We start from the raw sequence: 25931 nt of genomic DNA on the forward strand, positions 1-25931 counted from the left end.
CCCTTTCATTAACCTGCGGATGCGGCCTTCTGCACCAGCACCTTCACTGCCTCCGCAAGGATCATCTTCCCGTCCACACGCTGTGAAGCGAGGAATCCCACCTGCCCGGTGGCTGCAAACAGCTCATTCAGGCGCTTGAAGCTGCGCCCCTGCCTGTCAGCAATCCAATAGTAGCTGAAATCACCGAAAGCGATGGTCTTCGCTCCCGCGGCAATGGCCGGCATATATGCAGAAGTCTTGATGGGGCGGCCTAAGATCATGTCCGGAGCCCCGGCTGTCAGGGACGGCTGCCACAGGTACTGCCCGTTATTGTCCTTCAGCTTGCGGATGGCCTTGATGGTAGAGTCGTTCAGCACCCACACGGATTTCTTGCGGTACGGGGATTTCAGCGAATAATACAGATCCATCAGCTCATCCGCCGTCACTGCCGTGGCAGATGCCGCGGTCACGCCCGTTTCCGCGCCGCCAGTGGCCGCAAGCACCCCTAACGGTTTCCCCTTGCCGTCCCCCGTGAAGAACGCCTCCTCTTCCTTCGCCCCGATGCGGCGGGCAAACTCGCGGGAGATATAGGACTGCAGGTCAAACACGCTGTCGTTTAACAGCTCCTCGGAAACCTTAATCATAGTGCCCAGCTTGTAAGCCCCGATGGAAACCTGCCCGAAGGAATCGTCGCTCTCCGGGTATGCGCCCTCCTCGTCAATCCATGACGCCGTACCCTTGGAAGCCACCACGGGAATCTTGCGGTCCCCGCTGGAGGTCTTGATGACCTTCGCCATCTGCCGGAAGATGTTCTCCTCCTCCAGTGCTTCCACCAATGTGCGCTCGTATTCATCCGGTACCAGATAGCCGCCCTCGGAGTCCGTGCCGACCTGCAGGGCATTGGTGACTGCGGGCATCGGTGCCTTGGAGCGCATGGCGTTCCAGAAGTTCTTCCGGTAATCGTCGGAGGCGCGCCCGGTCTTATCCTCCCCATCGTCCGCATCTGCCCTGCCGCCCGGCTTCCCTGTGAGGGGCCTGTTCACCGGGCGGTTCAGTTCCGCATCCAGGGCCTCCTGCCGCTCCAGCCTTGCAATCTCTTTCCCAAGGTCTGTGATCTCCTGCTCCATCTTCGTGTATGCGGCGTCATCCTCTGCGGAAAGGACTCCGTTTTCCTTCCTGTGGGAATCTAAGAATGCCTTTGCCGCCTCCCATGCTTTTGCGCGCTTCTCGCGCAGTTCAAGAATCGTCATAATGAAATCCTCCTTCTTATCGTTTCAATAAATTAAGCCGCTCCATGAGTGCGTCCACGGAACGGCCGGTTTCTGTATCCGGTGCAGGGATTTCTGCCTGCGCCTGGATATCTGCTTTCGGTTTTTCCCCGCCATATTTGGCGGCCAGTTTATTCAAAAGGGCGTTGTTTGCCGCCCTGCGGGAGAACAGCATGGAGCTTGAAGCCGGAGGGAATTTCTTTTCGTCTTCCTCATCCTCTTCGGAACTGTCCCCTTCGCCCTCCTCCGGCTCCTTTTCCGGCTCCGCCTTTGCCCGCGCCATGATCTCATCCGCAAAGCCAAGCTCTACTGCCTTATTTGCATCCATCCACGTTTCCGCATCCATCAGATGCGACAGCTTCGGGCGGGAAAGTCCCGTCTTTAACACATAAGCATTGATGATGGACTCCTTCACTTCGGCAAGCATATCAATGGCCTTCTGCATCTCGGCATGGTCGCCCCAGGCGATGGTGGCGGGATTGTGAATCATAAGCATGGATACCGGGGACACCAGGACGGTGTCGCCTGCCATGGCGACCACACTGGCGGCGCTTGCAGCGATGCCGTCTATTTTTACAGTTACCTTGCCCTTGTAGTTGGAGAGCATATTGTAGATTTGTGCCGCCGCCACGCAGTCGCCGCCCGGCGAATTGATCCACACGGTAATATCACCGCTCCCGGCATTCAGCTCATCCTTGAAAAGCTGCGGCGTGACGTCATCATCAAACCAGCTTTCCTCTGCGATGGTGCCGTTCAGAAACAGAGTCCTCTCCTCCGGAGCCGTCCCCGCCTCCGCCTGGTTCCTCCACTTCCAGAACTTCTTCGTTTTCATTGGATTCCTCCTCTCCGTCCTTTTTGCCGAACAGACCGGCATCGGACAATTTTGTCATGTTCCCGTTTATCAAATACAAATCACCTCCCAATTCCTCCGGGATACGGTCAAGGTTCTCCAGCTCCCGGATGTCGTTTGCGGACATCCACCCGTTCTGCCGCCCCACGGCGTACCCGTTCATGCGGCTCTGGTAATCCCCGCGGAGCAGGCCGTCCACATTGAACTTCATGAAATACTGCTTCTTTTCCTCTGGGGTCAGCAAAGACCGCGCCATGGACTGCTCCCATCTTGACACCCATGGGTCAAGTGTATATTTCACGAACTCAAGGCTCTGCTGCTCGATGTTGGAGAAGCTGCTCTTTTCCAGATCGCCCACCATGTGCGGAGGCACACGGAAAATCCTCGCAATCTCATTGATCTGGAATTTCCTCGTTTCCAAAAACTGCGCCTGTTCCGGGGAAATGGAAATAGGCGTATACTTCATGCCCTCCTCTAAAACTGCCACCTTGTTTGCGTTGTGGCTGCCGCCGAAGGTGGACTGCCAGCTCTCCCTTACCCTTGAAGGGTCTTTCAGCGTCCCCGGATGCTCCAGCACACCACTCGGCTGTGCGCCGTTGGCGAAGAACTTCGCCCCGTATTCCTCGCAGGCAATCGCCATGCCGATGGCGTTCTTTGCCATGGCAATGGGGGAATAGCCCACCAGCCCGTCAAAGCCGAGTCCGGGGATATGCAGCACCTCCGACGGCGGCAGGATGACCGTGCTGCCCTTCACGGTCGGCGCGTCATCCATGCTCACCGTGTATTCATAATAGAGCTGCCCCTTGCTGTCACGCTCCACGCCCATACGGTCCGGCATCAGCGGATACAGCCCGATGACCTCTCCCTTGCCGTTGCGGATGATCTGTGCGTAAGCATTGCCCCAAAGGAGCAGGTGCGTCATCAGCGTTTCCCGGAACACAAAGGAAGTCATCTCCGGGTTCGGCTCATCATGGAGCAGAAAATACAGCGGGTGTTCCGCCGCTTTCTCCTTCCCGCCGTTATCCGTATAGCGGTACATATGCAGCGGCAGCCCCGCCACCGCTTCTGAAAGTATCCGGACGCAGGAGTACACTGCCGTCATCTGCATGGAAGAACGCTCATTGACACGCTTCCCGCTCGTGCTGCCGCCCATGAAAAAACTGTAGGCGCTGCCGGAAGTCCTGTTCTGTGGTGCGTCCCTCGCCCTGAACAATCCACTGAATAATCCCATAGGAACCACGCTCCCTTCCAAAAGACAGACAGCAGAAAGGCACCGCCAAAGCGATGCCCGTCTGCTGCCTGTGTTATGTGTTTTTTTTATTTATTATCTTCCCTGATCTGCTTTATCAGCCTGTCAAGACTCACCCCATCCCGGAATCCTGCACGGTAGTAGTATTCGTTTTCCCGCGTGGCTTCCGAGTTTGTCACATCCTCACACAGCTCCATCATTGCCCTCTGCTCTGCGCTTAACTGCTGGAACAGCAGCTCGTGTGCCTGGTCTGCTTTTTCCGCTTCCGCCGCCTGCTTCTCCGTAAGGGGGTATTCCTTTTTAAAGGTATCATGATGCATCCCCATCCGTTCCGAAATGATAAGCTCAAGGAAATCCTTATCTTCCATCCTTCCACCTCCTTCGCCAGACAGCATAAAGGAATATGTGGAAAATAGCCATATAAGGAACCACCAAGGATTCCGCACACAACTCTGTAAAACATTAAAATACCAACAAACCGCGGCTGTCATACACACTCTCCGAGGTTTCGTTCCCACAGCGGATGGCGCGGTCAAGCCCCATGATGGCTGCCACGGCACCGTCAATCTTCTCCGTGGACTTTTCTTTATCTGCCTTAATATTGCCTGCCGGGTCGGTGCGGATGAAGATGTTGTCCATCATCCACCGGAGAACCGGATGCCCGCCGTGGGCAATCATCTGCTCCAGCACCAGCTTCATCAGCTCCTTGGTGGGCGGGGACATATCCTTGAAGCCCTGGCCGAATGGAACCACCGTGAAGCCCATCCCCTCCAGGTTCTGCACCATCTGCACCGCTCCCCACCGGTCAAAAGCAATCTCCCGGATATTGAAACGCTCCCCAAGCCGCTCAATGTATTTCTCAATAAAGCCGTAATGCACCACGTTCCCCTCCGTGGTCATCAGTTTTCCCTGCCGCTCCCACACATCGTAGGGGACATGGTCGCGCCGGACACGCAGCTCCAGCGTTTCCTCCGGCACCCAGAAATATGGGAGGATGCAGTATTTGTCCTCCTCATCCAGCGGCGGGAACACCAGGACGAACGCCGTGATGTCCGTGGTGGAGGACAAGTCCAGCCCTCCGTAGCACACGCGCCCCTCCAGGCCGTCCTCCGAAACCGGGAAGGCGCAGGCGTCCCATTTATCCATGGGCATCCACCGCACCGCCTGTTTCACCCACTGGTTTAAGCGGAGCTGCCGGAAACTGTTCTCCTCCCCCGGATTCTGCTTTGCCGACTCGCAGGCGGCCTCCACCTTGTCAATCCCCACTGTGATATTCAAAGAGGGGTTCGCTTTCTTCCACACCTTGGGGTTCGTCCAGTCGTCCGCCTCATCCGCGCCGTAGATCACCGGATAAAATGTAGGGTCGATCTTCCGCCCCTCTAAGATATCCTTTGCCTTCTGGTGCGTTTCGTAGCAGATGGAATGGGTGTCCGTCCCCGCCGTGGTGATGAGGAAATACAGCGGCTGCATCCGGGCGTCGCCGGAACCCTTGGTCATGACGTCAAATAATTTCCGGTTCGGCTGCGTGTGCAGCTCGTCGAACACCACGCCGTGGATGTTGAAGCCGTGCTTGGAATACGCCTCCGCCGAAAGCACCTGGTAGAAGGAATTGGTGGGCGTGTAGATGATCCGCTTCTGCGAGGCGAGTATCTTCACCCGCTTATTCAGCGCAGGGCACATCCGCACCATGTCCGCCGCCACGTCAAAGACGATGGTGGCCTGCTGCCGGTCGGCGGCGCACCCATACACCTCCGCCCGTTCCTCCCCGTCCCCGCAGGTCAAAAGCAGCGCCACGGCCGCCGCCAGCTCCGACTTGCCCTGCTTCTTCGGAATCTCCACATAGGCCGTGTTGAACTGGCGGTATCCGTTAGGCTTTAACGTGCCGAAAATGTCACGGATGATCTGCTCCTGCCAGTCGATCAGTTCAAAAGGCTTCCCCGCCCATGTCCCCTTGGTGTGGCAGAGGCTCTCGATGAACATCACGGCAAAATCGGCGGCATCCTTATCATAGCGGCTGTCCTTTGCCTTGAATTTTGTCGGCTTATACTTTTTCAGTTTCCGCATTGCCATCGGCATCACCTCCAGAAGATGGCATCAAAAATGGCCTGCCAGCGGCAAGCCGTAATCTATCAGTACAAGACACAGAGCCTTACGGCTCCGCTCTTGGAATGTGCAGTTTTTATTTTTCAGAAAAGTGCGTCAATCTTATCGTACTCGGTCTTAAGCCTCGTGTATTCCTGCGCTATGCACTGCCTCCTGAATCCGTTTTTGCAGGCTTTCCCCTCTTTCCAAAGGCGGTCAAGCTCCGCTTTCCGTTTCGTCAGTACCTCGGTTCCGTTTCCTTCCCGTGCATCCTTCAAATCCCTTTCAAATCTTGTCATGCCTTCATCCTCCGCTTTCTGTGTTTTCCCTTTCGGTAGTACACATATTCGCTCTAAAAGCACATATTATCAAGTTAATCCGGTCCGTGATCTGCACAAATATCTGCAGGGCAGATTGTGCAGTTTTAATGGTTGGGGATGTGCTTCCCGTCCTCTATCCAGTCAACCAGGACGATGATCTCCCCTTCGGTTTCCATCCGTTCAAGCTCCGCCACATCATCCATGTCCCAACCGACCGGGTACACCCCGCAGAATTCCACAATGCAGTCGATCTCACCCGTTTCAATCCAGTCCCGGTTCAGGTTCCATGCGCCGCAGACCGTATCCACATGGCCGTGGCTGACATGGTTCTTATCAAGGATGCCCTCGATTTTTTTGATGGTTTCATCCTTGTAAATGTCGGTGTCTTTCGGGACGGTGATGTAAAACATACACTTTGTTGCAGCCTCGCCCCGTTCCCTTCTTGCGTCAATCCACTCCTGGATGACCTCTGTCCTTTTTTTCATAGCTTTACGCTCCTTCCTTTATCTTTGCAATGTTCATCCCCTGCCGTAGCACCTGTGGATGGCTGCAAGGATCTGTTCCTGCTCCTTCCCGTCCACGCCGATGCTCTCCAGCGCCTCCCTGGTGCCGCAGTCCGGGCAGAGCGGCGTTTTGCCGTCCGCCCGCGAAACTGCCGGCCTCCCGTGGTAGGTCTGCCCGCACCTTGGGCAGACCGAAATCCTCGCAATATTATCTGTTTCTTTCATTCCAATTCCTCCTTTGCTGCAGGTTCCCGGATGCCAAGCGCCTCCTCCTTGCTGCGGAACATCCTCCCTGCGGATGCGCGGTAACGGCTGCCCCTGCTGTTCTGGAGCCAGAAATATTTCCCATCGAATCCCAGAACGGTGTAGTTGCCCGTGTAGCCGTTCTTCCGGTTGGTCACCATGAAGCAGGCATCCCCGTTTTTCCACCCGCCCGGAAATTCCTCCCTGCTGTCGGCATACGCCTGTTCCAGAAATGCCTCGTCAAAACCGAAGCTCTGGTATCCCTGCCTGCAGGTCTCCATATAAAACTCGCTCGGCAGTCCAAGCGGGCGGTCCTCATGCATGATGTAGACGAAAACCTTCCGCAGCCGCACCTTTCCGGTCTTAATCCCTTTGAGGGGCAGCTCCATCTCCTTTTTGTAATAAAAGGACGGGAAGCCCTCGTAGCGGTCCAGGGCCGCCTCATCCTCCTCCGTCACCGCCCATGCCGCCACAGGTACGCTTGCGCCCTCCTGCGGCTCAATGGTGAGGTAGGAGCCGGTCCTGCTTCCCTTGAACAGCAGCCGGTAGCCCTCAATCACCGAAGTGCCGATAATCCTCGCCCCAGGGCAGCGCATCCGCATCTGCCGGATGTTTAAGTTTGAGCCGTAAGCAATGTAGTATCTTTTTTCCATCTTGAAATCCATCCTTTCCGAAGGGGGCACCCTTCTACCGCCTTAAGACCGCCGGAGCGGTCAGTGGTAAGGCGGCAGGAGGCTACCTCCCGCGTTCCCTTCAAGCGGCCCTTCCATTGCGGAAGGATGCGTCCCCTGCAAGCCTCTTTGTGAGGATGTCCCTTGCGGTCTTGAATTCGTCCCCGATGAAGCCGAGCCGGAGGAGCCAGGTCCTCATGGCGTATTTCGGATTCTCATTCTGCTGCGGCTTCGGGCTTGCCGTTTTCACTTCCTTCGCCATCTGGCTCAGTGCGAGGCAGAGCTGGATGTAGCTCTTGAGCTGCCCTGCGTGGAGGCCGCCCCTGCGCCCGTCGCCCGGCTCGTCGAACTGGAAGAGCCGGAACTCGACCGTGCCTTTGGTGAAGGTTGCGTGGTAGTTGAGCATATGGTAGCGGCTGTCGTTGTAGTGCTGGCTCCTGCCATAGTTTGCGCCGTGGCTCGTGTACCAGATGTCCGCAAGGGCTGCCATCGTGGCCGGCTTCTTCCTGTTGACCTCCTCTAAGAACCGCGGGTCAACCGTGCGGCAGTAGCGGTTCATCCTCCAGCGGTCAAGGTTTAAGGCGTCCGCGATCAGGCTTTCGTGGCCTGCCATGATGTTGGCGAGGTTTCTGAGGCTCTGCGGCGTGTGGCCTTTCGCCCCGATGTGGATGTGTACCCCGCAGCCCCGGCCCGCGTCGCTCTTCGCTCCGGCGTGTCTGAGCTGCCGGATGAGCTCCTGCAGGGTTTCGATGTCCCCGTAGGTAAGGATCGGCGTCACCAGTTCGCACTTTTCGCTGTCCGGCCCCGCAATGCTCACATCCTTCTGGAATTTCCACTCCCTGCCCTGCGCGTCCCATGCGGAGTAGGTTTCGTAGCCGTTCCTGCGCGCCGTGTATTCGTGCCTGCCCGTTCCGAAGAACTTAGCGGCAACCCTCGCTGCCTTGTCTCTTGCGATGCTGTTCATCTCCACCTCAACCCCGATGGTCTGCTTTTTCATTTCCTCAACCTGCCTTGCCAACTTTGCGTTCATGCTGTTTTCCTCCGTTTTCTTTGTGTGTTTTCCCTTTCGGTAGTACACATATTCGCTCTAAAAGGGGATAATAGCAAGTTAATTCGAGGCATATATTACACAATGTTTTCCGCAGTTTTTTGTGTATTTTATTGCAGTTTCCGGCAGGCATCCTCCCCGTAAATTACATGGAGGCTGCTTCCATTGTCCCATGCGACCATGACGCTCGCCGTGTCATCCACGCCCGTCACGGTTCCTCTCGTCCCAATGGGCGGGGCCTGCACATCATCCATCCGCACAAGCTCCACCCGTGTGCCTGCAGGGTACTCCCTGCGGACACGCTCCACTGTCTCCCTATTCGGAAATCCCATCTGCTGCACCTCCCATCCCTGCATTGACCTGCTGTATCAGTATCTCATCAAGCAGTTCCTCTGTCAGTTCCGGATGTTCTCCGGCATCCACCCGCATGGCAGGATTGACTGGCTCCGGCCGGAGTGTTTCACTTTTTGGCTCGCCGTTCTTAAAAGCCGAGCTGCCGGAGAGGTTCTTCAGCAGGATTTTCCGTTCCACCTTGTATTCCGCCCCGATGAAGCCGAGCCGGAGCAGGAAGCACCGGAATGCGTACTTTTCGTTGTCCGCAGGCTTTTCCTTTGCCGTGATGCGCTTCTGGTTCCTTGCCATGTCGCAGATGGCGGCAATGAAATGGGTGTAGGCTTTCACCGATTCGCTGTCCTGCCCCTCCGCAAACCATGGGAAGGAAACCTTCTCCCCGTCCGTTTCAATCGGGAGGCTGTCAACCGCCAGCGCCTTTTTAATCAGGCTCCCTTTGGCATCCACCAGCTTCCGCAGGTTCTCCAGCGCGGCATCCGTGAAGGAATCCCTCGGCATTGCCACCGTAAGCCCCAGATCTGCCCCCTGTGCCTCCGTTTCCGGCTCCTCCGCTTTGTTTTCCGCATCCGCGCTTTCTTCTGCCGTGCCGCCTTCCTGCGCCGTTTCTGCCGGGGCTGCGACAATCCCTCTTTCCGCAAGCCGCTCCAGCAGGTTCTCTATTTCCTCACTGTCCGCCCGGTCGTCAAACTCCACCGCGCCGGTCTTGTCGATGTGGAAGTAATCCACCTGGTAAGCCGCTGTCGGCATTCCGAGGTATTTCGGCTTTACCTCTAAAATTTCCCCCATTGCCTGCACCAGCGCCTTCCGCTCTGCCCCTGTCCTGTTGAATTCAAACCTCATTTTTTTGTACCTCCTTCGTTTTTCGGTACTACATTAATCACTCTGAACGGCAGGAATAGCAAGCAGTATGTGAGAAAAAATGTCACAATAAAAAGTCCGGGAACTGTGCGTAATACACAATGCCCGAAAGCACGAAATAGACATTCGGCAGCGCCACGCCGTTGCCCCACATCTTATATTCAGCGGAATCCGAATGGGGGTCTTTCAGCCATTTGATGATCTGCTTATCGGTCTTCGGCTTGGTGGAAGTCCCCGCAATCTTACGGTGGGTCTCAAAGACCTCCCGCCAGAAGGCAAGGTCATCCTCCGTTGGCTTTTCCGTCCCAAGGCCGCTGCACCACCAGTCCGGGAAGCCCTGCAGCCTTGCACACTCCGTCGGCGTCAGCCTGCGGACGATATACTCCGGCTCCATAATATGGTAGTCCCCGCTGAACGCCTCCTGGTTGCCGAGCCACTGCTTGGAGCCCATGCTTGCGGAAAGTGTGCCGAACACCTCCTTGCCGGATGCCGTCTGTACATCGTTGATGACAGGCGGGTCTTTATAATCAGTAGCCACCAGCGTATTTGCCAGCTCCTTTTCCGCCCGCGTGAAATGGGAATTCTTGCTTGTGCAGTAAGTCGGGTACGCCACCGCATGGTGGTCCGTGGCGTTCAGCGTGAAGGAAACATCCTCATTCACCCCGCTGCCCTGCGGCCCGTTCTTATCGTCCCTGCCGATCATGGAGCCCTGCACCGACACCACCGCAATACCGCCCTGGTTGCAGGAGGGATTTCCGCCGTTCCCATCCAGAGTCCGGGAAGTATCTGCCTCATAAAATCCGCTGTGGGGATTATCCGACTTCATGGCATTGCTGTCTTTAGAGCAGATGCCGTATGCCTGCACCACCAGTTCATTGCAGCGGCTCTCACCCACATCAAAGGTGTTCAGCGTGTTTGCCACCTTCCCGTCCTTCCAGGTCGGCGCATCCCCTTTGTAGTGGGCGCGGTACCCCTTGCAGAAAGGCACGAACACCGTCTGGTCATTGTTGCAGGAGAGAGTTGCGGATTTGTCATCCTGTATGATCGCCCCTTTGCCGCCGCCCTCACAGCCGGAGCGGATTTTCAGCGTCTTGGGCGTTTCCACCACGAACGGCTGGTTATTGCCGCCCATGCCGTAGGTGGAGCTGACCGTAGGCGCCGTTTCCAAAGGCCCCGTATATCTCGTATCCTGCGAATGGTTCTCATAGAGCGCCACCGCAGCCGGGACCGTCCCTGCACGGAGCGTGGGCGAGGTTTCCTCCTCATACCCAATCCCACGCGCCTTTGCGGAATGCTCCGTGCAGAAACCGGCCGATTCCAATACGCACGGGGGGTGGTGCGCCTCTGCCCGCAGGGTGCAGGTCACGTCATCCGTCACGTCCATCCTCTGCCCGCCCTGGTCGTTCAGGCAGATGCCGCCTGCCGCTCCAATGCAATCCGCAGCACCTCCGGCAGTTCCTTGCCACGCACGGAAGCCCTCCGCAGAATACCCAGACACGCCTTCGGACTCAAATAATACCTTTCCGGCACTCCCGCCTGCAAAATCTGCGACAAGGTAGATGCGTTTCCTTCGCTGGGGGATTCCCCAAAACTGGGAGTCAAACACCCGCCATGCGAGGGAAAAGCCGTCTGCCACGATGCTTCCGGCATTCGCCCACCTCCCCTTTGGAGGTCCAGGTACAGAAATACTTTCGTCTTTGACGGAGCAGACCGCTTCGAGGACTGCCTTAAAGTCTTCCCCTTTATTGGATGAGAAGGCTCCGGGGACGTTCTCCCACACGATAAACCTTGGATATTTTCCATCTGTTGCACACCTCATTTCCTTTACGATTCGTATTGCCTGGTAGAACAGGCAGGACTGCCGCCCTTCAAGCCCCGCCCGCTTGCCGGCCACCGACATATCCGTGCAGGGCGAGCCGAAGGTGATGATGTCCACCGGGGCAATCTCTGCGCCATCCACCGCAGAAATATCGCCCAAGTGCTTCACGGAGGGCAGCCGCTTTGTGGTCACACGGATGGGGAACGGCTCAATCTCCGAAGCCCATAGAGGGGTGATGCCTGCAAGCAGCCCGCCCAAAGGAAAACCCCCGGAGCCGTCAAACAGGCTGCCGAGGGTCAGGCAGGTATCCGCAGACTGCGGATTTGGTGTGTCTCCGCCGCCAGTGCCGGACTCCCTGCTATGGATATATATAGCGTCTGCATTCATTCCATCTCCACCTCCTTCACCAGCGCGGAGTATGGGATTTTTTCCCCACCGCGCACCACATACACATTCTCCGAATCCCCGGTATCTTCCACATACCTCCGCAGGATGACGGATGCGTACTTTTCATCCAGCTCCATCATGTGGCAGATGCGGTTTGTCTGCTCACACGCCATCATCGTGGAGCCGCTCCCTCCGAAAGTGTCCAGAACGATGGCGTTCTCCTGGGAAGAATTGCTGATCGGGTAGCCGAGCAGGTCGAGCGGCTTGGAAGTCGGATGGTTCTTATTCCGTTTCGGCTTGTCATAATTCCAGATGGTGGTCTGCTTCCGGTCGGAATACCACGGGTGTTTCCCGTTCTTAAGGAAACCGTACAGCACAGGCTCATGCTGCCACTGGTAATCCGAGCGCCCAAGCACCAGCGAATTCTTTACCCATATGCACACCCCGGCAAGGTGGAACCCCGCATCCACAAAGGCTTTCCTGAAATTAAGCCCCTCCGTGTCCGCATGGAACACATAAGCCGCGCCGCCGCTTTCCAGATGCTCCACCATGCATGAGAACGAATTGTACAGAAATGTGTAGAACTCCCCGTTTTCCATGCTGTCATTCTGGATGGAAAGCCCACTTCCGCTCTTGAATGCGACGTTATACGGCGGGTCCGTCACGATAAGGTTTGCCTTTTTCCCGTCCATGAGCGCCGCCACGTCCTCCGCACTGGTAGCGTCACCGCACATCAGCCTGTGCCTGCCCACCGTCCAGATATCTCCCTTTTCCACGAACGCCGCTTTCTCCAACGCTGCGGAAAGGTCGAAATCATCATCTTTCACATCTTTTTCACCGTCCCCGGAGAAAAGGTCTGCAATCTCATCCTCACCGAAGCCTGTCAAAGATACATCAAAATCCGCACCCTGCAAACTTTCAATCTCAATGCGGAGCAGCTCCTCATCCCACCCGGCATCCAGAGCCATGCGGTTGTCCGCAAGGATGTAGGCTTTCTTCTGCGCCTCTGTCAGATAGTCCACAAATACACACGGAACCTCTGTAATCCCTTCCTCCTTCGCCGCTGCGATCCTGCCATGCCCTGCGATGACATTGAAATCCCGGTCGATGATGACCGGGTTGATGAAGCCGAACTCCCGCAGGGATGAGCGGAGCTTCGCAAGCTGCTTCGGCGAGTGCGTCCGCGCATTATTCACATACGGCACTAATTTTGAGAGCGGCACAAGCTGCATCTCCGTTGTCGTCTTACCCATTTTTATCTACACTCCTTTCCTTGCACGGAGCAGCCGCTCCATCACATCATCCTGCGGCGTGTTCCCCTGGAACTCCACCGAGCAGTTCTCCTTCACGATCTGGTATATCTGCATCCAGCAGTAATTGGTCTGCTTCATGTAGGACTGGCTCATGGTGACATAAGGGGAGGCAATGGCGGCTCCTGTAGTCGGGTGCTTCGCCAGAAATCCAGTGGACGAAACAATCTCCTCGCACTGAATCCACCGGGACACGCTCATGGCGTACTGCTCCACCATCTGCACCGTGACCAGCTTTTCACATCCCCTTGCTTTCAGCCAGGCATACGTTTCGTTGTAGACTTCCTCCGCCACCAGCTCCCGCCCGCTTTTCTGCGGGGATTTCAGGAAGTCCTTCACGGGCGGCACATCCACGCCCTCCAGCTCGGCCGGCTCCATCATGACTTCCGCCGGCCGGCCTTCGGCAATCTTCTCCGTGAGTGCCTTGGGCTTGCGTCCCGCCCCCGGCCTTGCGCCGCCCCGCCCGCTGCCGTCTTTTGCCACTGTTTTCACCCCGTTTCTTTGATTTTCTTTGAAAAAATGCTGCGGAAATCAAACGCCGCAGCACCTTGAAAGCCTTTATTTTACGGAAATCTCCGAGGGGTTAATCCCCCGTTTGATTTCCGGTTTTTATGCGTGTGACCCCACGCCCGTTCCTCGGCGGGTTCCTTGTAGAGATTTCACCCGCCCCTACCGGCTGGCAGAAATCTCTACAAGGAACCCACACACAGTAATTTAATGCTTATTCCACCTGTCGCCGCGCTCCGCATGAATCCTGGCATGGCACGACTGGCACAATGACACGAGGTTTCCCTCGTCATGCGTCCCGCCCTCTGCCAGCGGCAGCTTGTGGTGTACCTCCTCAACAGGACGCAGCAAACCCTTCTTATAACACTCCTCACAGAACGGATGCCTGGCGGCGTAGCGGTCACGGATTCGTTTCCACGCCCGCCCGTACCTACGGCGTACAGCCGGGTCACGGTCGTACTTCTCGTAGCGGCGGTTCTCCTGCTTCCCATGCTCCTCACAGAACCTCCCGTCCGTCAGCTTAGGACAGCCGGGGAAGGAACACGGCCTCTTCGGTTTCCTTGGCATCTGCCTCACCTCCCTTGGGCATAAAGAAAGCCCCCGCAGGATTCTTTTTCTCCCGCGAAGGCCCTCTTGACATTTTTTCACCTTATCAGCATACCACGCCCAAAGCCAAATGTCATGCCCGCAAAGTGGACACTTTTATTTCCCGTACAGCATGACGGACAGTTTCGACAGCGCCCGGTTCTTCCTGCGGTATGCCGAATTCCTCTCAATCTGGAACCGTTCGCAGACGGCATTGACTGCTGGCCCGTCCGCTCCCATGTAGAAACATTCCAGCACATACCGCTCATCTTCCGTAAGCTCCTCCCATGCAGGCTTAAACCACGCCATGAACTCCACGGCTTCCCGGTACCGCTCCCGCAGGACGCTTATCTCATCCATCCCTTCCGCCATCCTGTCCTCCGCCGCATGGGGGTTATGCGTATGCGGCATCCCGTCAAACTGCGGGCTGCTGACGCCGCCCATTTTTTCATGCACCGCCTTTACCTTGTCATCCGTGTGGCTGATGATGAATTCCATCCTGCCGTAATCCCTCAGTGCATTGGCGGTCGCGCCCCTTTTGTCTAAATACTGCCATATGATTCCCATAGCTGATGCCTCCTTAAAATATTTTTGTTTTCCTCGGATTGGCTCAGATTGTCATTGATTGGCTTTTATTTTCAAGTCTGCCTTCACCGCATCGATCAGCGCGGCCTGCGTGGTGTCTTTTTCGGATAACGCTTTCATGATCCGCTCGTCTATGGTGCCTTTCGTGATGATGTGCTGCACCACCACGGTTTCCGATGCCTGCCCCTGCCGCCACAGCCTCGCCACCGTCTGCTGGTATAATTCAAGGCTCCATGTCAGCCCGAACCACACCAGCGTGTTCCCTCCATCCTGGAGGTTGAGGCCGTGTCCGGCGGATGCCGGGTGGATCAACGCCACCGGGATCTCCCCGGCGTTCCATTTCCGGATGCTACCGTCCGTGTCCAGCCTGGCATATGGTATTTTCAGTTTGTTCAGCCGCTCCGAAATCCGCTCAAAGTCATGCCGGAACCAGTAAGCCACAAGCACCGGCCTGCCGTATGCCGCCTCGATGATGTCCTCCAGCGCGTCCAGCTTCCGCTCATGGATGGCAATGGTTCCGCCCGCATCGGTGTAAATCGCCCCGTCCGCCATCTGCGACAGTTTCCCGGAAAGGGACGCGGCGTTGGCGGCTGTGATTTCCCCATCCGGAAGCTGCAGGACAAGGTCTTTTTTCAGCTCCTCGTATTTCTCACGCTCCGTTTCGGAAAGGTAGACCGTGTACCTGGAATTAATAAGCTCCGGCATCCGCAGGTGGTCGGTGGACTTCATGGAAATGGTGATGTCAGAGATTTTACTGTAAATCTGCTTCTCCGCACCTGGAAGCGGCTTGTAGGAAAATACCACCTGCCCGTTCTGCTTATCCGGCCGGAAGTAAGAGGTACGGTACTGCCCAATAAACCGGCCAAGCCGCTCGCCCATGTCCAACAGCCGGAACTCCGCCCATAAGTCCATCAGGCCGTTGCTGGAAGGCGTCCCAGTCAGCCCCACGATGCGCTTCACCTTCGGCCGGACTTTCATCAGCGCCTTGAACCGCTTCGTCTGGTGGTTCTTGAAGGAGGACAGCTCATCAATCACCACCATGTCAAAATCAAAGGGGATGCCGCTCTCTGTAATCAGCCACTGCACGTTCTCACGGTTGATGAGGTAGATGTCCGCCTGTTTCTTTAATGCTGCCAGCCTCTCCGCCGCCGTGCCGACCGCCACGCTGTACTTAAGCCCCTCAAGGTGGTCCCACTTTTCAATCTCTGCCGGCCAACTGAAGGAGGCCACCCGGATTGGGGCCACAACAAGCGCCCTGTGGATTTCAAAGCTGTCAAACATCAGGTCGTTGACCGCCGTCAGCGTGATGCTCGTCTTGCCAAGCCCGCAGGCGAGGAATACTGCCGCTGCCGGGTGCGCCTTGATATACTCCGCTGCGTATCTCTGGTATTCATGTGGACTGTATCTCATCAATGATCCCTCCAATCTGTTCCACGCCATCCAGCACATACACCTTAAACCCAAGCCGCCGCAGGAGCCGGTGCCGCGCCATCTGCAGGGGGCGCGGATTTTCCCCCGGAGCCTTGACCTCCACAAAGCCGATTTTCCCGCCGGGGAGGAGCATCATCCTGTCCGGCATCCCGGCAAAGCCAGGGGATGTAAACTTGGGGCAGATGCCGCCGCATTTCCTGGTTTCCTGCACCAGCTTCTGCTCAATCTGTTTTTCACGCATTCCGTATTCCTTTCTGGACAAAAGGATGGACAACAGCCCGATTTTTTCTATACGCGCGTATATACACATATACACACGCCCATTTCTATATTTTCTTTTATTTTCTCTCAATAGGTTTTGTCTTGTCCTCTTGTCCCAATGTTGTTATTTTCCTTGATATACCGCCGCCCCTTTACAGGACGAGCGGCAGGACACTTATTCGGACGGCTGCCGCCTGTGCCATGGTGTGTTCAGGACAGCTTCCGCTTGTACCCCCGCTGCCGTCCATAGAGCGGGTACGTTGTCCGCTCCGCTTTCTCCCACCCCTCGATCTTGCGCATGATGGCGGCAATGGCGTAGGAATCCGCGGGCTTCATGGATGAGCCGTCCCTGCCGAAGCACTCGCACCATATCTCCATATTGCAGGCATACATACGCTGTACCGTGCCGTCTTTTTTGCTGACGCCGAAGTCGGAATCGCTCAGATAGCTCCGCCGTTCAAAGAGGGACATCTCCGCCCATTTCTCCGGGAGCAGGGTTTCCAGGTACTCCCGCACCAGCCCCTCGCGCTCATCCGTTTCCAGGGCGTCCGCCTGTTCCGCCACGGCGATCTCCGCATCCTGGCCTTCCAGATAGAGCTTCTCCCCTTTCTGGTACAGCACGAGCGTTTCTGCCCATATCTGCGCCACATCCTCTTTAGTGAGCTGCCACGGCTTCTTCCTGGAATTGCCGGACACGCGCACCGGCCAGAAGCGGCGGTTGCCCGTGATGTCGCGCAGGAAGCCCGTCTCCGCATTCGTGGTGCCTACAATGACGCACTGCCTCGGATGGCTCTCCACATTGACGCCATAGGACGCGCGGTACTTGTCGTCCACACGGCTGATGAAGGACTTCACGGTCTCGATGTCAGCCTTCCTCATGCCCGCCAGCTCGCCCAGCTCCAGTATCCAGTACCCCTGCAGCTTCTCCGGACCGGATTTGTCCTTCATGTCCGTCAGCGTCAGGCTGTCAGAGAACCATTCCCCGGCGAGCTTCGCATAAAAGGTGGACTTCCCGATGCCCTGCGGGCCATTCAGGATTGGTACGCTGTCAAACTTCGTACCCGGACGGTATACCCTTGCAATCGCCGCTGCCATTGACTTTCGGCTGACCGCCCTTGTGTAGCTGTTATCAGCGGCGCCGAAATAATCAACCAGCAGGGTGTCCACACGGGGGATGCCGTCCCATTCCGGCAGGCCCTCCAGATAGTCCCGGATGGGATGGTATGCCCGCTCCGCCGCCACCGCTACCACGGCGTCCTTCGTCTTGGTCGGGGAATAGATGCCATAGTTCCTGGAGAGGTACACCTTGAGAGCCGCCGCATCCGAATCACTCCAGCCGCCCTTGATCTGCTCCCATGGCAGCCCCTCCCTTGCGTCGATCCCGTCCCGGTGGCAGTTGAAGGCAATGCCCTTAAGCTCCCCATCGTTCTGGATGATCAGGACAATATTATCCAGCGTGTCTTTGATGCCACCTTTCCGGTCAAGCTCCAGGCTTTTCCTCCAGTCCTCCCCGTCTGCGAATTCCTCTCCGGCCTGCCTGCGCCGCTCCTCCAGTGCCTCTACCTTCACGCTGTCAATCGTCAGCGCAAAATCGCACATTGCCTTGAAGGACGCTTTGTCATCAAGTTCACCGAATTTGTGGATGCGGACAAGGTCAAAGGCATTGCAGAGTTTCAGATAGGCAGGGTCTTTTGCATGGTGGCTGTAGGCGAATTTTCCGCCCTCCTTGATTTCCACGCCCGCCATGCTGCTGGACTCGATCAGGTGGTAGCGGTCTTCCTTGTCCGTAGGCTCATATACATCCTGCAGGAAAGCGTCCATGGCAAGATTTATAGGGAAGAACACCCGGTTGAACAGTCCCACCACGCCCTCTTTTTCAAGCGGGTCCTGCACCTTCTGTATGCTGATGGAATTTGCCCGGCTCTCCCTTGAGGAAGTGGGGAGCCTTGTCGGGTCCCTCCATTCCGGGTGGGCGGCCAGGACAGCATCCGGGTCAAGCCATGCACCACCTGTCTCCTTATAGGCGAACTCACCGTTTGACGGCGTACTCGGCCAGTACATGAGCTGGTTCGGCTGGTAGGAGCATTCGTCAAAATAATCCATGCCAAGCCCCTGCGCAAGATACCTCGCCACCGCCACATATTCTTCTGGGGACACGTCCCTTGCCAGCGGGAACACAAGGCGCGCCCTCGGTTCGTCCGCCGTATGGCTGTGGGTGCTGTAAAGCACGGAGGCATACGGCACAGCCTTTTCATAACCCGCCAGGAACTCCGGGCCGATGCGGTCGCCGTCCAGGGCCACCATGGAACGGGACTCCACCGTGTCGATCTTCCGCCTGCCGCCCTTTAGCACCCCGGCCACAAAGCCGCCATGGTCTTTTGCCGCATCCTTTTTCGATTTCGGGAAACGGGCGTATTCCTCTGCTGATTCCGATGTGCGGATTGTCACTTTCAAGCGTTCCTTAAGTTCTCCAAACCGTATGGTCTTGTTCGACCACTGCTTTGCGCTGCGGCTGTTCCCATATGCAATACTCAACTCACGCATAGCGCGCCCTCCTTACTTTTGGCGTTTCCCCATGTTCAAACCGCGCCTGCCTTGCAAGGCGGTATGCCCGCTCCGTTGCCCTGCGGTCTATGAAACGCCGGTTGTATTCTTCCGCCTGTCCGAACAGCTCCAGATGTCCCTCACGGTTGACGCAGGGGAAAGCCGTGCAGTCCATACCGTCAACCGTGCCGAAATGGAACGCCCGCGCTTCCCACGGAAACGGCCTGCCGCTTTCCCCATCTACCCATGACCGCATCCTGTCCAGCGTTGTCCCTGGCGGGATGTCCCCCAGAACTAAAACAGGCGTATCCGATATGGCAGGCAGCCCATCCGCAAGCCCGGCTTTATAGAATGCCAGTATCTTTTCAGAATCTGCCTGCGTCATCTGCCCCTTCACTTCAACATAAAGGCTGCGTATTTCCGAAAACTCACTGCCGGAGCCATAGCCGCCAAGCTGCACCCTTTTGAGCAGGAAATCCGGCAGGTAATGAATCCCGTTCCCAAGGCCATACCCTTCCGGCTCATATTCCCAATCCACACCGCAGGCATCAAAGAACACTGCCCACCTTGCCTCCAGCCGGGACCGGAATAAATACCCCTTGTATTCTGTCTGTATAGCTTTCATTTCCCCCATCAGCCTCCAACCTCCTCGCAGTTTTCTGTGAAATAGCGGATTGGCATACCCCGCTTTTCCGCTTTCTCAATCTCCGCCGCCATCCCCGTGGATATGGTGCCGCCGAACACCCACAACTGCTCACACTTCCCCAAAAGCACCAGCCCCATGAACATCCCGATTGCCCGCTCCGCAGGCTTCCCGTCATCCAGGAACTGCGGAAACAAAAGGTGCGGGGCGAGCGGTATCACGCCGTTCTCCACCGCAAACCTGCTGTACCGCCTCGCCTTCTGCGTGTTCCCTGACCTGTCCCCGGCAAACGGGGAGCATATATAGACAAGCGGCCGGTATGCCCGCTTCGCCGCCTTTTCCTCCTTCTGGATTCCCGATAACGCCGCATGGCTCGTCGGGTCGCTGTATCCCTCGCTGTTATATCTGCTGATTCCCATCAACCATACCTCCATTCTGCCTGCGCCGGCCTTCCCGGACTGTGTCCGCAGGCTTGTAAAACGGGCAGTCCCTCCCGCCAAAGTCATTGTCCTTTAAGCAGGTGCAGACGCCGCCCCTGTTTGCGAAACAGTCGCCGTGTGTCCTGCATTCCGGCATCACATCAGTCATCTTTTATCCCTCCTGAAATCAATCTGATATTCCCCGCCATCCTTCTGCGGAGGGTTTCCGTTTTGTTGAACTGCGCCCTCCAGCGCCTCCGCTCCGGGGTATCCGCAGGAAGCGCCTCCTCTATTTCTTTGTACATTTTGCATAGTGCCGCATACCCGTCTGCCAGCTCCCACAGCTCCGAAAGCAGCTCCGCCCTCGTTTCATCAGAGCAGTATGAATTGATGAGCCTCGCGGCTTTCCTTGCCGCCGGCATCTTGCAGGGGAAGAACGCCTCAATGTTCAGCTCCATATATCCCATCCCGTATTCAATCCGCAGCCGTTCCATCATGCACCCCCTGCCTAATCCTTCTGGTAAAAATCGCATTCATAGCCATCTGCCCGGAGCAGCAGCCCTTTCGCCCAGGGCGGCGTCCTTCCCATCTGTTCACATACGGCAGAAAGAGACATCCTCCTGTCCGCTTCAATTATGATCTCATCATGCACCGTAGCCACGATTGCACAGTTCCGTAAAGTCCGCATGGCATAGCAGAGAATATCCCGGCTGACCGCCTGCACAATGTTCTCCACAAACTTGGGGCCATAGCTTTCCAGCCGCTCCCATTTCTTCGTGCCGCTCACGCCCATGTAAGTGACGGACTCCCCGCCAAACCGGTTCTCGCCAATCCTCGGCTTCACATACGCAAGCCGCCGTCCGGAAAAAAGCGTGATGAACAGCATCCCGCTCTGGTAATCAAAGCGGATGCCGTGTGTTTCCGTTGGCACTCTCTTTTTGATGCATTCCTTCACGGCACGGTCTGCTGCCCACCAGAACTCCGTAATGCTTGGGTTGGAATCCCGCCATGCTGACACAAGCGGCTGCAGCTCTTCCTCCGCAATCCCCATCTCCAATGCGCCCATGGATTTCAATGCCCCGACTGATCCGCCATAGCCGAGTGCTAATTCGGCTATTTTACCTTTCTGACGCAGATGCCCGTTCACGCCGTGCTTTTCCACCGGCACATGGAACATCTGGCTTGCCGAGGCGCAGTAAATATCACCGCCGCCTTCGAACACTTTAATCCGCCACCGCTCCCCGGCGATCCATGCGAGCACCCTCGCCTCGATTGCGGAAAAGTCCGCCACGATGAACTTCCTTCCGTCCTGCGGCACGAAAGCCGTGCGGATGAGCTGTGAGAGCGTATCCGGGATGTCCTCATAGAGCATGGCAAGGGCATCAAAATCCCCTGATTTCACAAGTTCCCGTGCCTGCGCCAAGTCAGGGATATGGTTCTGGGGCAGATTCTGCAACTGTATAATGCGGCCGCTATACCGGCCAGTCCTATTGGCTCCGTAAAACTGGAACATCCCGTGCGCACGGCTGTCCGCGCACACCGCATTCTCCATTGCCTGGTATTTCTTCACGGAGGACTTGGCAAGCTGCTGCCGCAGGGCAAGTGCCTCCCCCAAAGGCTCCGGCGCAGTCTTTAACAGTTCCGCCACCGCCTTTTTATCAAGGGAATCCGTATCCATCCCGTTCTCCGAAAGCCACTGCTTCATCTGATGTACGGAATTTGGGTTCTCCAGTTCCGTCAGTTCCTGCATGGCGGTTGACAGTTCCGACTTGGAGCGTCCGTCCATGGCGATTGCCCGTGCGACCATCTCCATATCCACCCCGATGCCCCGGTCGTTGATCTCCTGGTCCTGCCAGTATTCCTCCCACACAAAATCCAGAACCGGGAACTTGGCAAGCCTCTGCTGTATCTGCATCTCCGCCTCCACATCACGAAAGTTGTATTCCTTAAACCGCTCCCATTTCTCCCTGTCATGTTCCGGCAGGTTCCGCGTCCTGCCGCCATTCGTCTTGGTCGGCTTGCACGGGACGCAGAAATACCGGATCAGTTCCTTTCCCTCTGACAGCTTCTGCTTTTCCAGCCCAAGCACTGCGCCCACATTTTCCAAAGACAGCGGAAGGCCAAGCGTGGCCGACCAGACCATGGAGCATTTCCAGGACTCCGGCTCCAGCCATTCCCCAAGGTAATTTGATAAGCACACCCTCTCGAACATGGCATTGAACGCCCATTTGATGACAGACTCATCTGAGAGCGCAGCCAGGATATCCGCAGGGATTTCCTCCCCGCAGGCAACATCGACCACCTCCACTTCACCGCCGTCCACGCTGAACCCAAATAACAGAATCTCAAAATTCGGTGAGGAAGAATATTTGTAAACGCCGCATTTGGATAAATCCACATCACTGTACGTTTCAATGTCAATTTCTATAGAATTCAATTCCACCAGCTCCTTTCACCGCCTTAAGGGCGGCAGGAAAAAGGCAGACGCCCGTTCCCCGCCACCCGGCGGCTGTGCTTTTCTCTATCTGGTTACGACAGGAAATCCTCCTCTTCCTCATCCGCAAAATCGTCCTCCGCACGGGACTTCCCGCCCAAAGGTTCCCCGTCACGGATTTTCTGTAAATTGTTCAGCCCGCAGGCGATACCCTTATTCCCGTTGGAATTGAATGCATAGAAATTGATGCTTGCCCTGCCGTACACGCCGCTGTACACCTCGGACGTATCAATAACCGGCTGGCGGTCCGCATCCACGATGCCGGGAGCCGTGGTGCTGTTGGCATTGACGAAATAAGAATCCGCATAGGCTTCATCATCCGGGCGCTCCGTGTCCCCGTCACGCAGCGGGGTCTTCAGCACGGAAAGCGCAGGGACGCTCCTGCCGTTCCCCTTCAGCTTCGCCTCGCCCTCATGGTAGGCCGCTTCAATCGCAGCCTCGATTTTTGCAATGGTCTTTTTGTCAGATTTCGGGATGATGAGCGACACAGAGTATTTTGGCTCACCTCCGTTAATTGCCTTTGGGGTCCACACATTTGCATAGCTCCACCGGGTGTTCGGCCCCGTGATTACTTTTGTTGGATTGTTGGCTGTGTTTGACATATGATTTTCCTCCTGACTAATCTTCCTTGAAATCTTCCTGCGCCGTGTCCATCTCCGGGCGCTTGTCGCTCTCCGGGACTAACGCGGGCTTGCCCTGCGGCTTCTCCACAAGGCCCTTTAAAATCTCTGCAAACTTCTTCTTGCCCAGCAGCTTCTCCATGGCCGTGATGCCTAAGAGCTTCGGCTCATACGGGTCGAAGCCGGCCTTCTTTACGGTATCCGCCACGGCATCCTCATCCGTGTACTTCCGGTTGGACCTTCCGGCCACAACCTTAAATCCGTCATACTTCACGCCGCTTAATGCCTGCTGCAATGCAAACTCCTTCACATCCGCTGCCCATGCCGCCAGTTCATCCGCTTTCACGAGGATTGCCGCGATCTCGTCATCCTCCAGCGTGGCGGGCATTTCAAAGTCATACTTCGCAAGCTCCAGGTTGTATTCCGCCCGTTTCCTGCAGACCGCCTTCGCCTTGCAGAACCGGCAGTGTTCCCCGGCGCAGAACTCGCCCTCCCCGGCATAGGCCAGCTTTGCCTTTTCGGTAAGCTCACCCTCCGCCCACTGGATTAAGTCCGCCTTCGCCATGGCATACACGCTGACATTCTCACGGCGCGGCTGGTAGATCACCATGCGGACGGTGTCAATGTCATAGATGCCGTCAAACAGCTCCAATGCGCCCAGGGCATACAGCATCATCTGCGGGTTTCCTTCTGCTGAAACCTCCACGCCCTTGCCGTGCTTGTAGTCGATGATATACAGCGTACCGTCTGCGATGATGACACAGTCGCCAGTGCCAAAGCCTTCCTCCACGAAACGGGAAAAGTCCAGCCGCTGCTCGATCAGCACAACTGGGTCTTTGCATTCCCGCTTTGCCTCTTCCACCAGGGATAGGACATAATCCGCATACCCGCAGGCGCATTCCTCCATCTCCTCATCGTAAAAGGAAAGCCCCTCCGTCGGGTCTTCGGTTTCCATGCCGAGGGACAGCTTCAGCTTGTGTTCGCACAGGCTGTGGGCATCGGTGCCCTGCTGCGCGTATTCGCTGCCCGTGTCCTCATAGTTCTCGCAGAGCCTTGCCGACGGCGGGCAGGCAAGCCACCGGTGGCTGGAGGATGCTGACAGTAAAGCGTGTCTCCCCATCACAGCACCTCCGCTTCCGCAAGCAGCGCCGCATATTCCGCCGGGTCGATCTCCGACAGCTTATCCGCACCGTGCTTATTCAGCAGTTCCCGCACTTCCTCCGTGTGTCCTGCGCGGGACTTCTCCGCCAGCACCGCGCGGACTTCCTCCAGCGTCAGCGGCTTCTTCTCCGGCTCCTGCTTTGCCGCAGGCTTTTCCTCTTTCTTTGCCGCCTTCCCAGCCTTTCCCGCTTTTTCCGGCTCCTTTGTATCTGTCCTCCCTGCTTCCGCGGCACCGTTGTCCGCCACTGCATCCGCAACAGCCTGTAAGCTGTCGGCAAGGGAACGCAGGTCCCCTATGACGTCAAGCAGTAACTTCACTTTTCCCATGTACGTTTCCTCCTTCCATGACTTCACTCACTGCCAGCTCCCGGACGGAATCGCCCGGAACGATGATGGTCACCCTCCGCTTCTCCCCAAGGAGGAAGCGTAAGAAACGCTCCCTCACGGAGATATGGCGGCAGCTCACGATCCCGCCGGATGCCGGTTCCTTTGAAACACTGATCCTCAACGTGTGTTCCATGCCCATAACCTCCATTTCCGAAGGGCGGCTGTTTTCATGCCCTTCACTATACGGAGATTTTGAGGGGTGTTCGGCGGGGTGTTTTTAGAAAAACTTTTTAAATTTTTTCCGGGCCGCAGATATCGTTTCTGAGACCACGCTGTGATGCACGCCTTCCTTACGCGCAATCTCGTTGACGGACATACCGCCCGCCAGCATCAGAATCCGCCTGCGCTGCACTTCCGACAGCCCGTCCAATGCCTGGGCGATATGCTCCGTTTCCATTTCACGCTCCATCTTCGTTTCCGGCGTTTCCCTGTCAGCATATTCCTCTCCCACAAACTGCGCTGCATCCAGCGAATAACAGTGGTAACGTTCCTTGCGGGAAAGGTTGTCCTCCAGCCGCCTGTCTTCAATGATGACGGCACCGATGGATTCCTCCACCTCAACTTCTGATACAGTCCCATCCGCAAATTCATATTTAATTTTCATTCAGATTCCCTCCAGTTCTTGAAATTTGGTTAAACAATTTTCAAGACCAGAGGGGCGGCGCACGGCCCCTGAACGGCGGCTGATGCCTACAGCCGAAAGCGCAAAAAAAGCGCACCCGAAGAATTCCAGGTGCGCCTGTCATAAAAACATTGTATTCTTTTGTGATTTGTTGGGAAAAGAGATAGAAATGTGTCGAATAAAAAAATTCCGCAGTCCCCCTTGAGGCTGCTGTATATACAGAAAAAATATGATATTCGGCCATGGGTGCAGGGAGCCAGCTCCCTGCTCGTGCCATGCCCGCTTCCTCCGAGGCACTATCTTTCCACGCCTCATAGGACTCTTCTGTAACACTCATTGTGAATTCTTCGTTTCCTGACTTGATCCTGATGATTTTTTCAGACATAAAAGCGTTCCTTTCTTTACGCCTTCGTAAAGCCAGAAACGCTTCTATTTTTGATATGAAATTGATTTAAAACGGAAAAATGGCCGGAGTAAGCTAAGGCTCATTGTCTCTAGCTTCACTCCGGCCATTCGTGACTCGATGTTCCCTGGTCCCACTCGCTCGGTAGTAAGTTTTATTTAACTGTCTCCGTGACCTGTAGTAGCCATTCCAATTTGACTATCCTCCCGCACTCCGGGCATTTCACCTTTAAGACTACACGCCCTCCCGCGGTGGCAATTAAATCGCAGATCCGTCCTTTGCAAGCGGGACATTTGACCATACACATACCGTATACCTCCCACAGCCTGTT

The 25931-nt window shown here is 56.3% G+C and carries 31 protein-coding genes; all 31 read right to left on the minus strand.

The annotated features are described in order from the left end of the window. Positions 1–8: 8 nt before the first annotated feature. A complete protein-coding gene (locus tag GN277_RS24500) occupies positions 9–1229 on the minus strand; it encodes a phage major capsid protein (RefSeq protein WP_016230183.1) in 1221 nt (406 codons plus the stop codon). Positions 1230–1245: 16 nt separating this feature from the next. Further along, positions 1246–2079, minus strand: a complete 834-nt coding sequence (locus GN277_RS24505; protein ID WP_159754907.1) for a head maturation protease, ClpP-related — start codon at positions 2077–2079, stop codon at positions 1246–1248. Then, a complete protein-coding gene (locus GN277_RS24510) occupies positions 1970–3328 on the minus strand; it encodes a phage portal protein (RefSeq protein WP_159754910.1) in 1359 nt (452 codons plus the stop codon). Before GN277_RS24510 ends, GN277_RS24505 begins: the two co-directional genes overlap by 110 nt. 86 nt (positions 3329–3414) lie before the next feature. Further along, positions 3415–3714, minus strand: coding sequence for a hypothetical protein (locus tag GN277_RS24515; protein ID WP_159754913.1), 300 nt, complete (start codon positions 3712–3714; stop codon positions 3415–3417). Between the two features lie 94 nt (positions 3715–3808). Beyond that, on the minus strand, positions 3809–5416 hold the full coding sequence (locus GN277_RS24520) for a terminase TerL endonuclease subunit (RefSeq protein WP_159754916.1): 1608 nt from the start codon (positions 5414–5416) through the stop codon (positions 3809–3811). 116 nt (positions 5417–5532) lie between these two features. Then, positions 5533–5727, minus strand: a complete 195-nt coding sequence (locus GN277_RS24525; RefSeq protein WP_159754919.1) for a hypothetical protein — start codon at positions 5725–5727, stop codon at positions 5533–5535. Positions 5728–5852: 125 nt separating this feature from the next. Next, complete coding sequence (locus GN277_RS24530) at positions 5853–6233, minus strand: hypothetical protein (protein ID WP_159754922.1); 381 nt, start codon at positions 6231–6233, stop codon at positions 5853–5855. Between the two features lie 33 nt (positions 6234–6266). Beyond that, positions 6267–6476 (minus strand): hypothetical protein, encoded by a 210-nt coding sequence (locus GN277_RS24535; RefSeq protein WP_159754925.1) that lies wholly within the window; start codon positions 6474–6476, stop codon positions 6267–6269. Continuing rightward, complete coding sequence (locus GN277_RS32225) at positions 6473–7147, minus strand: gamma-glutamylcyclotransferase family protein (RefSeq protein ID WP_159754928.1); 675 nt, start codon at positions 7145–7147, stop codon at positions 6473–6475. The genes GN277_RS24535 and GN277_RS32225 overlap by 4 nt, the downstream gene beginning before the upstream one ends. Before the next feature lie 100 nt (positions 7148–7247). Then, on the minus strand, positions 7248–8195 hold the full coding sequence (locus GN277_RS24545) for an amidoligase family protein (protein WP_159754931.1): 948 nt from the start codon (positions 8193–8195) through the stop codon (positions 7248–7250). Positions 8196–8323: 128 nt separating this feature from the next. Then, positions 8324–8545 (minus strand): DUF4314 domain-containing protein, encoded by a 222-nt coding sequence (locus GN277_RS24550; RefSeq protein ID WP_159754934.1) that lies wholly within the window; start codon positions 8543–8545, stop codon positions 8324–8326. Further along, a complete protein-coding gene (locus GN277_RS24555) occupies positions 8529–9404 on the minus strand; it encodes a virulence protein (RefSeq protein ID WP_159754937.1) in 876 nt (291 codons plus the stop codon). The genes GN277_RS24550 and GN277_RS24555 overlap by 17 nt, the downstream gene beginning before the upstream one ends. 82 nt (positions 9405–9486) lie before the next feature. After that, entirely contained in the window at positions 9487–11628 is a 2142-nt protein-coding gene (locus GN277_RS24560; protein WP_159754940.1) for a DNA cytosine methyltransferase, read from the minus strand. Next, positions 11625–12881, minus strand: coding sequence for a site-specific DNA-methyltransferase (locus GN277_RS24565; RefSeq protein ID WP_159754942.1), 1257 nt, complete (start codon positions 12879–12881; stop codon positions 11625–11627). Before GN277_RS24565 ends, GN277_RS24560 begins: the two co-directional genes overlap by 4 nt. A gap of 6 nt (positions 12882–12887) precedes the next feature. Then, positions 12888–13421 (minus strand): P27 family phage terminase small subunit, encoded by a 534-nt coding sequence (locus GN277_RS24570; protein WP_016304414.1) that lies wholly within the window; start codon positions 13419–13421, stop codon positions 12888–12890. A gap of 231 nt (positions 13422–13652) precedes the next feature. Next, positions 13653–14012, minus strand: a complete 360-nt coding sequence (locus tag GN277_RS24575; RefSeq protein WP_159754945.1) for an HNH endonuclease — start codon at positions 14010–14012, stop codon at positions 13653–13655. 135 nt (positions 14013–14147) lie between these two features. Further along, positions 14148–14597 (minus strand): hypothetical protein, encoded by a 450-nt coding sequence (locus tag GN277_RS24580; protein WP_159754948.1) that lies wholly within the window; start codon positions 14595–14597, stop codon positions 14148–14150. Between the two features lie 51 nt (positions 14598–14648). Beyond that, complete coding sequence (locus tag GN277_RS24585; RefSeq protein WP_159754950.1) at positions 14649–16025, minus strand: DEAD/DEAH box helicase; 1377 nt, start codon at positions 16023–16025, stop codon at positions 14649–14651. Further along, a complete protein-coding gene (locus GN277_RS24590) occupies positions 16006–16287 on the minus strand; it encodes a VRR-NUC domain-containing protein (RefSeq protein WP_159757163.1) in 282 nt (93 codons plus the stop codon). Before GN277_RS24590 ends, GN277_RS24585 begins: the two co-directional genes overlap by 20 nt. A 230-nt stretch (positions 16288–16517) precedes the next feature. Next, on the minus strand, positions 16518–18851 hold the full coding sequence (locus GN277_RS24595) for a virulence-associated E family protein (protein ID WP_204162791.1): 2334 nt from the start codon (positions 18849–18851) through the stop codon (positions 16518–16520). Continuing rightward, the gene (locus tag GN277_RS24600; protein WP_204162792.1) at positions 18844–19485 is read right to left on the minus strand and encodes a PDDEXK family nuclease; all 642 of its coding nucleotides are present in this window, start codon (positions 19483–19485) and stop codon (positions 18844–18846) included. The genes GN277_RS24595 and GN277_RS24600 overlap by 8 nt, the downstream gene beginning before the upstream one ends. Beyond that, positions 19485–19913, minus strand: a complete 429-nt coding sequence (locus GN277_RS24605; RefSeq protein WP_016230203.1) for a DUF7768 domain-containing protein — start codon at positions 19911–19913, stop codon at positions 19485–19487. Before GN277_RS24605 ends, GN277_RS24600 begins: the two co-directional genes overlap by 1 nt. Next, positions 19894–20082: a hypothetical protein gene (locus tag GN277_RS24610; protein ID WP_016230204.1), complete on the minus strand. Its 189-nt coding sequence runs from the start codon at positions 20080–20082 to the stop codon at positions 19894–19896. The genes GN277_RS24605 and GN277_RS24610 overlap by 20 nt, the downstream gene beginning before the upstream one ends. Beyond that, a complete protein-coding gene (locus GN277_RS24615) occupies positions 20075–20446 on the minus strand; it encodes a hypothetical protein (protein WP_244324896.1) in 372 nt (123 codons plus the stop codon). The genes GN277_RS24610 and GN277_RS24615 overlap by 8 nt, the downstream gene beginning before the upstream one ends. Beyond that, on the minus strand, positions 20422–22350 hold the full coding sequence (locus tag GN277_RS24620) for a DNA polymerase (RefSeq protein ID WP_204162793.1): 1929 nt from the start codon (positions 22348–22350) through the stop codon (positions 20422–20424). The genes GN277_RS24615 and GN277_RS24620 overlap by 25 nt, the downstream gene beginning before the upstream one ends. Positions 22351–22442: 92 nt before the next feature. Further along, complete coding sequence (locus tag GN277_RS24625) at positions 22443–23009, minus strand: DUF2815 family protein (RefSeq protein WP_159754953.1); 567 nt, start codon at positions 23007–23009, stop codon at positions 22443–22445. A gap of 16 nt (positions 23010–23025) precedes the next feature. Further along, on the minus strand, positions 23026–24147 hold the full coding sequence (locus tag GN277_RS24630) for a DUF2800 domain-containing protein (protein ID WP_159754956.1): 1122 nt from the start codon (positions 24145–24147) through the stop codon (positions 23026–23028). Then, positions 24147–24515 carry an rRNA biogenesis protein rrp5 gene (locus tag GN277_RS24635; RefSeq protein WP_159754959.1) on the minus strand — a complete coding sequence of 123 codons (369 nt, stop codon included), beginning with the start codon at positions 24513–24515 and terminating at the stop codon, positions 24147–24149. The genes GN277_RS24630 and GN277_RS24635 overlap by 1 nt, the downstream gene beginning before the upstream one ends. Further along, complete coding sequence (locus GN277_RS24640; protein ID WP_016304400.1) at positions 24490–24708, minus strand: hypothetical protein; 219 nt, start codon at positions 24706–24708, stop codon at positions 24490–24492. Before GN277_RS24640 ends, GN277_RS24635 begins: the two co-directional genes overlap by 26 nt. Positions 24709–24792: 84 nt before the next feature. Beyond that, positions 24793–25179: an RNA polymerase sigma factor gene (locus GN277_RS24645; RefSeq protein ID WP_159754962.1), complete on the minus strand. Its 387-nt coding sequence runs from the start codon at positions 25177–25179 to the stop codon at positions 24793–24795. Between the two features lie 40 nt (positions 25180–25219). Further along, positions 25220–25582 carry a hypothetical protein gene (locus GN277_RS24650; protein WP_159754965.1) on the minus strand — a complete coding sequence of 121 codons (363 nt, stop codon included), beginning with the start codon at positions 25580–25582 and terminating at the stop codon, positions 25220–25222. Between the last annotated feature and the right edge of the window lie 349 nt (positions 25583–25931).

This window comes from Sporofaciens musculi (genome assembly GCF_009830285.1).
In the GTDB taxonomy this organism is placed as follows: domain Bacteria; phylum Bacillota; class Clostridia; order Lachnospirales; family Lachnospiraceae; genus Sporofaciens; species Sporofaciens musculi.

What these genes read in the sequence shown, in the direction of transcription:
- GN277_RS24500 (WP_016230183.1), bottom strand. Translation starts at nt 1,229, where the DNA reads ATGACGATTCTTGAACTGCGCGAGAAGCGCGCAAAAGCATGGGAGGCG.
- GN277_RS24505 (WP_159754907.1), bottom strand. Translation starts at nt 2,079, where the DNA reads ATGAAAACGAAGAAGTTCTGGAAGTGGAGGAACCAGGCGGAGGCGGGG.
- GN277_RS24510 (WP_159754910.1), bottom strand. Translation starts at nt 3,328, where the DNA reads ATGGGATTATTCAGTGGATTGTTCAGGGCGAGGGACGCACCACAGAAC.
- GN277_RS24515 (WP_159754913.1), bottom strand. Translation starts at nt 3,714, where the DNA reads ATGGAAGATAAGGATTTCCTTGAGCTTATCATTTCGGAACGGATGGGG.
- GN277_RS24520 (WP_159754916.1), bottom strand. Translation starts at nt 5,416, where the DNA reads ATGGCAATGCGGAAACTGAAAAAGTATAAGCCGACAAAATTCAAGGCA.
- GN277_RS24525 (WP_159754919.1), bottom strand. Translation starts at nt 5,727, where the DNA reads ATGACAAGATTTGAAAGGGATTTGAAGGATGCACGGGAAGGAAACGGA.
- GN277_RS24530 (WP_159754922.1), bottom strand. Translation starts at nt 6,233, where the DNA reads ATGAAAAAAAGGACAGAGGTCATCCAGGAGTGGATTGACGCAAGAAGG.
- GN277_RS24535 (WP_159754925.1), bottom strand. Translation starts at nt 6,476, where the DNA reads ATGAAAGAAACAGATAATATTGCGAGGATTTCGGTCTGCCCAAGGTGC.
- GN277_RS32225 (WP_159754928.1), bottom strand. Translation starts at nt 7,147, where the DNA reads ATGGAAAAAAGATACTACATTGCTTACGGCTCAAACTTAAACATCCGG.
- GN277_RS24545 (WP_159754931.1), bottom strand. Translation starts at nt 8,195, where the DNA reads ATGAACGCAAAGTTGGCAAGGCAGGTTGAGGAAATGAAAAAGCAGACC.
- GN277_RS24550 (WP_159754934.1), bottom strand. Translation starts at nt 8,545, where the DNA reads ATGGGATTTCCGAATAGGGAGACAGTGGAGCGTGTCCGCAGGGAGTAC.
- GN277_RS24555 (WP_159754937.1), bottom strand. Translation starts at nt 9,404, where the DNA reads ATGAGGTTTGAATTCAACAGGACAGGGGCAGAGCGGAAGGCGCTGGTG.
- GN277_RS24560 (WP_159754940.1), bottom strand. Translation starts at nt 11,628, where the DNA reads ATGAATGCAGACGCTATATATATCCATAGCAGGGAGTCCGGCACTGGC.
- GN277_RS24565 (WP_159754942.1), bottom strand. Translation starts at nt 12,881, where the DNA reads ATGGGTAAGACGACAACGGAGATGCAGCTTGTGCCGCTCTCAAAATTA.
- GN277_RS24575 (WP_159754945.1), bottom strand. Translation starts at nt 14,012, where the DNA reads ATGCCAAGGAAACCGAAGAGGCCGTGTTCCTTCCCCGGCTGTCCTAAG.
- GN277_RS24580 (WP_159754948.1), bottom strand. Translation starts at nt 14,597, where the DNA reads ATGGGAATCATATGGCAGTATTTAGACAAAAGGGGCGCGACCGCCAAT.
- GN277_RS24585 (WP_159754950.1), bottom strand. Translation starts at nt 16,025, where the DNA reads ATGAGATACAGTCCACATGAATACCAGAGATACGCAGCGGAGTATATC.
- GN277_RS24590 (WP_159757163.1), bottom strand. Translation starts at nt 16,287, where the DNA reads ATGCGTGAAAAACAGATTGAGCAGAAGCTGGTGCAGGAAACCAGGAAA.
- GN277_RS24595 (WP_204162791.1), bottom strand. Translation starts at nt 18,851, where the DNA reads ATGCGTGAGTTGAGTATTGCATATGGGAACAGCCGCAGCGCAAAGCAG.
- GN277_RS24600 (WP_204162792.1), bottom strand. Translation starts at nt 19,485, where the DNA reads ATGGGGGAAATGAAAGCTATACAGACAGAATACAAGGGGTATTTATTC.
- GN277_RS24605 (WP_016230203.1), bottom strand. Translation starts at nt 19,913, where the DNA reads ATGGGAATCAGCAGATATAACAGCGAGGGATACAGCGACCCGACGAGC.
- GN277_RS24610 (WP_016230204.1), bottom strand. Translation starts at nt 20,082, where the DNA reads ATGACTGATGTGATGCCGGAATGCAGGACACACGGCGACTGTTTCGCA.
- GN277_RS24615 (WP_244324896.1), bottom strand. Translation starts at nt 20,446, where the DNA reads ATGCGATTTTTACCAGAAGGATTAGGCAGGGGGTGCATGATGGAACGG.
- GN277_RS24625 (WP_159754953.1), bottom strand. Translation starts at nt 23,009, where the DNA reads ATGTCAAACACAGCCAACAATCCAACAAAAGTAATCACGGGGCCGAAC.
- GN277_RS24630 (WP_159754956.1), bottom strand. Translation starts at nt 24,147, where the DNA reads ATGGGGAGACACGCTTTACTGTCAGCATCCTCCAGCCACCGGTGGCTT.
- GN277_RS24635 (WP_159754959.1), bottom strand. Translation starts at nt 24,515, where the DNA reads ATGGGAAAAGTGAAGTTACTGCTTGACGTCATAGGGGACCTGCGTTCC.
- GN277_RS24640 (WP_016304400.1), bottom strand. Translation starts at nt 24,708, where the DNA reads ATGGAACACACGTTGAGGATCAGTGTTTCAAAGGAACCGGCATCCGGC.
- GN277_RS24645 (WP_159754962.1), bottom strand. Translation starts at nt 25,179, where the DNA reads ATGAAAATTAAATATGAATTTGCGGATGGGACTGTATCAGAAGTTGAG.
- GN277_RS24650 (WP_159754965.1), bottom strand. Translation starts at nt 25,582, where the DNA reads ATGTCTGAAAAAATCATCAGGATCAAGTCAGGAAACGAAGAATTCACA.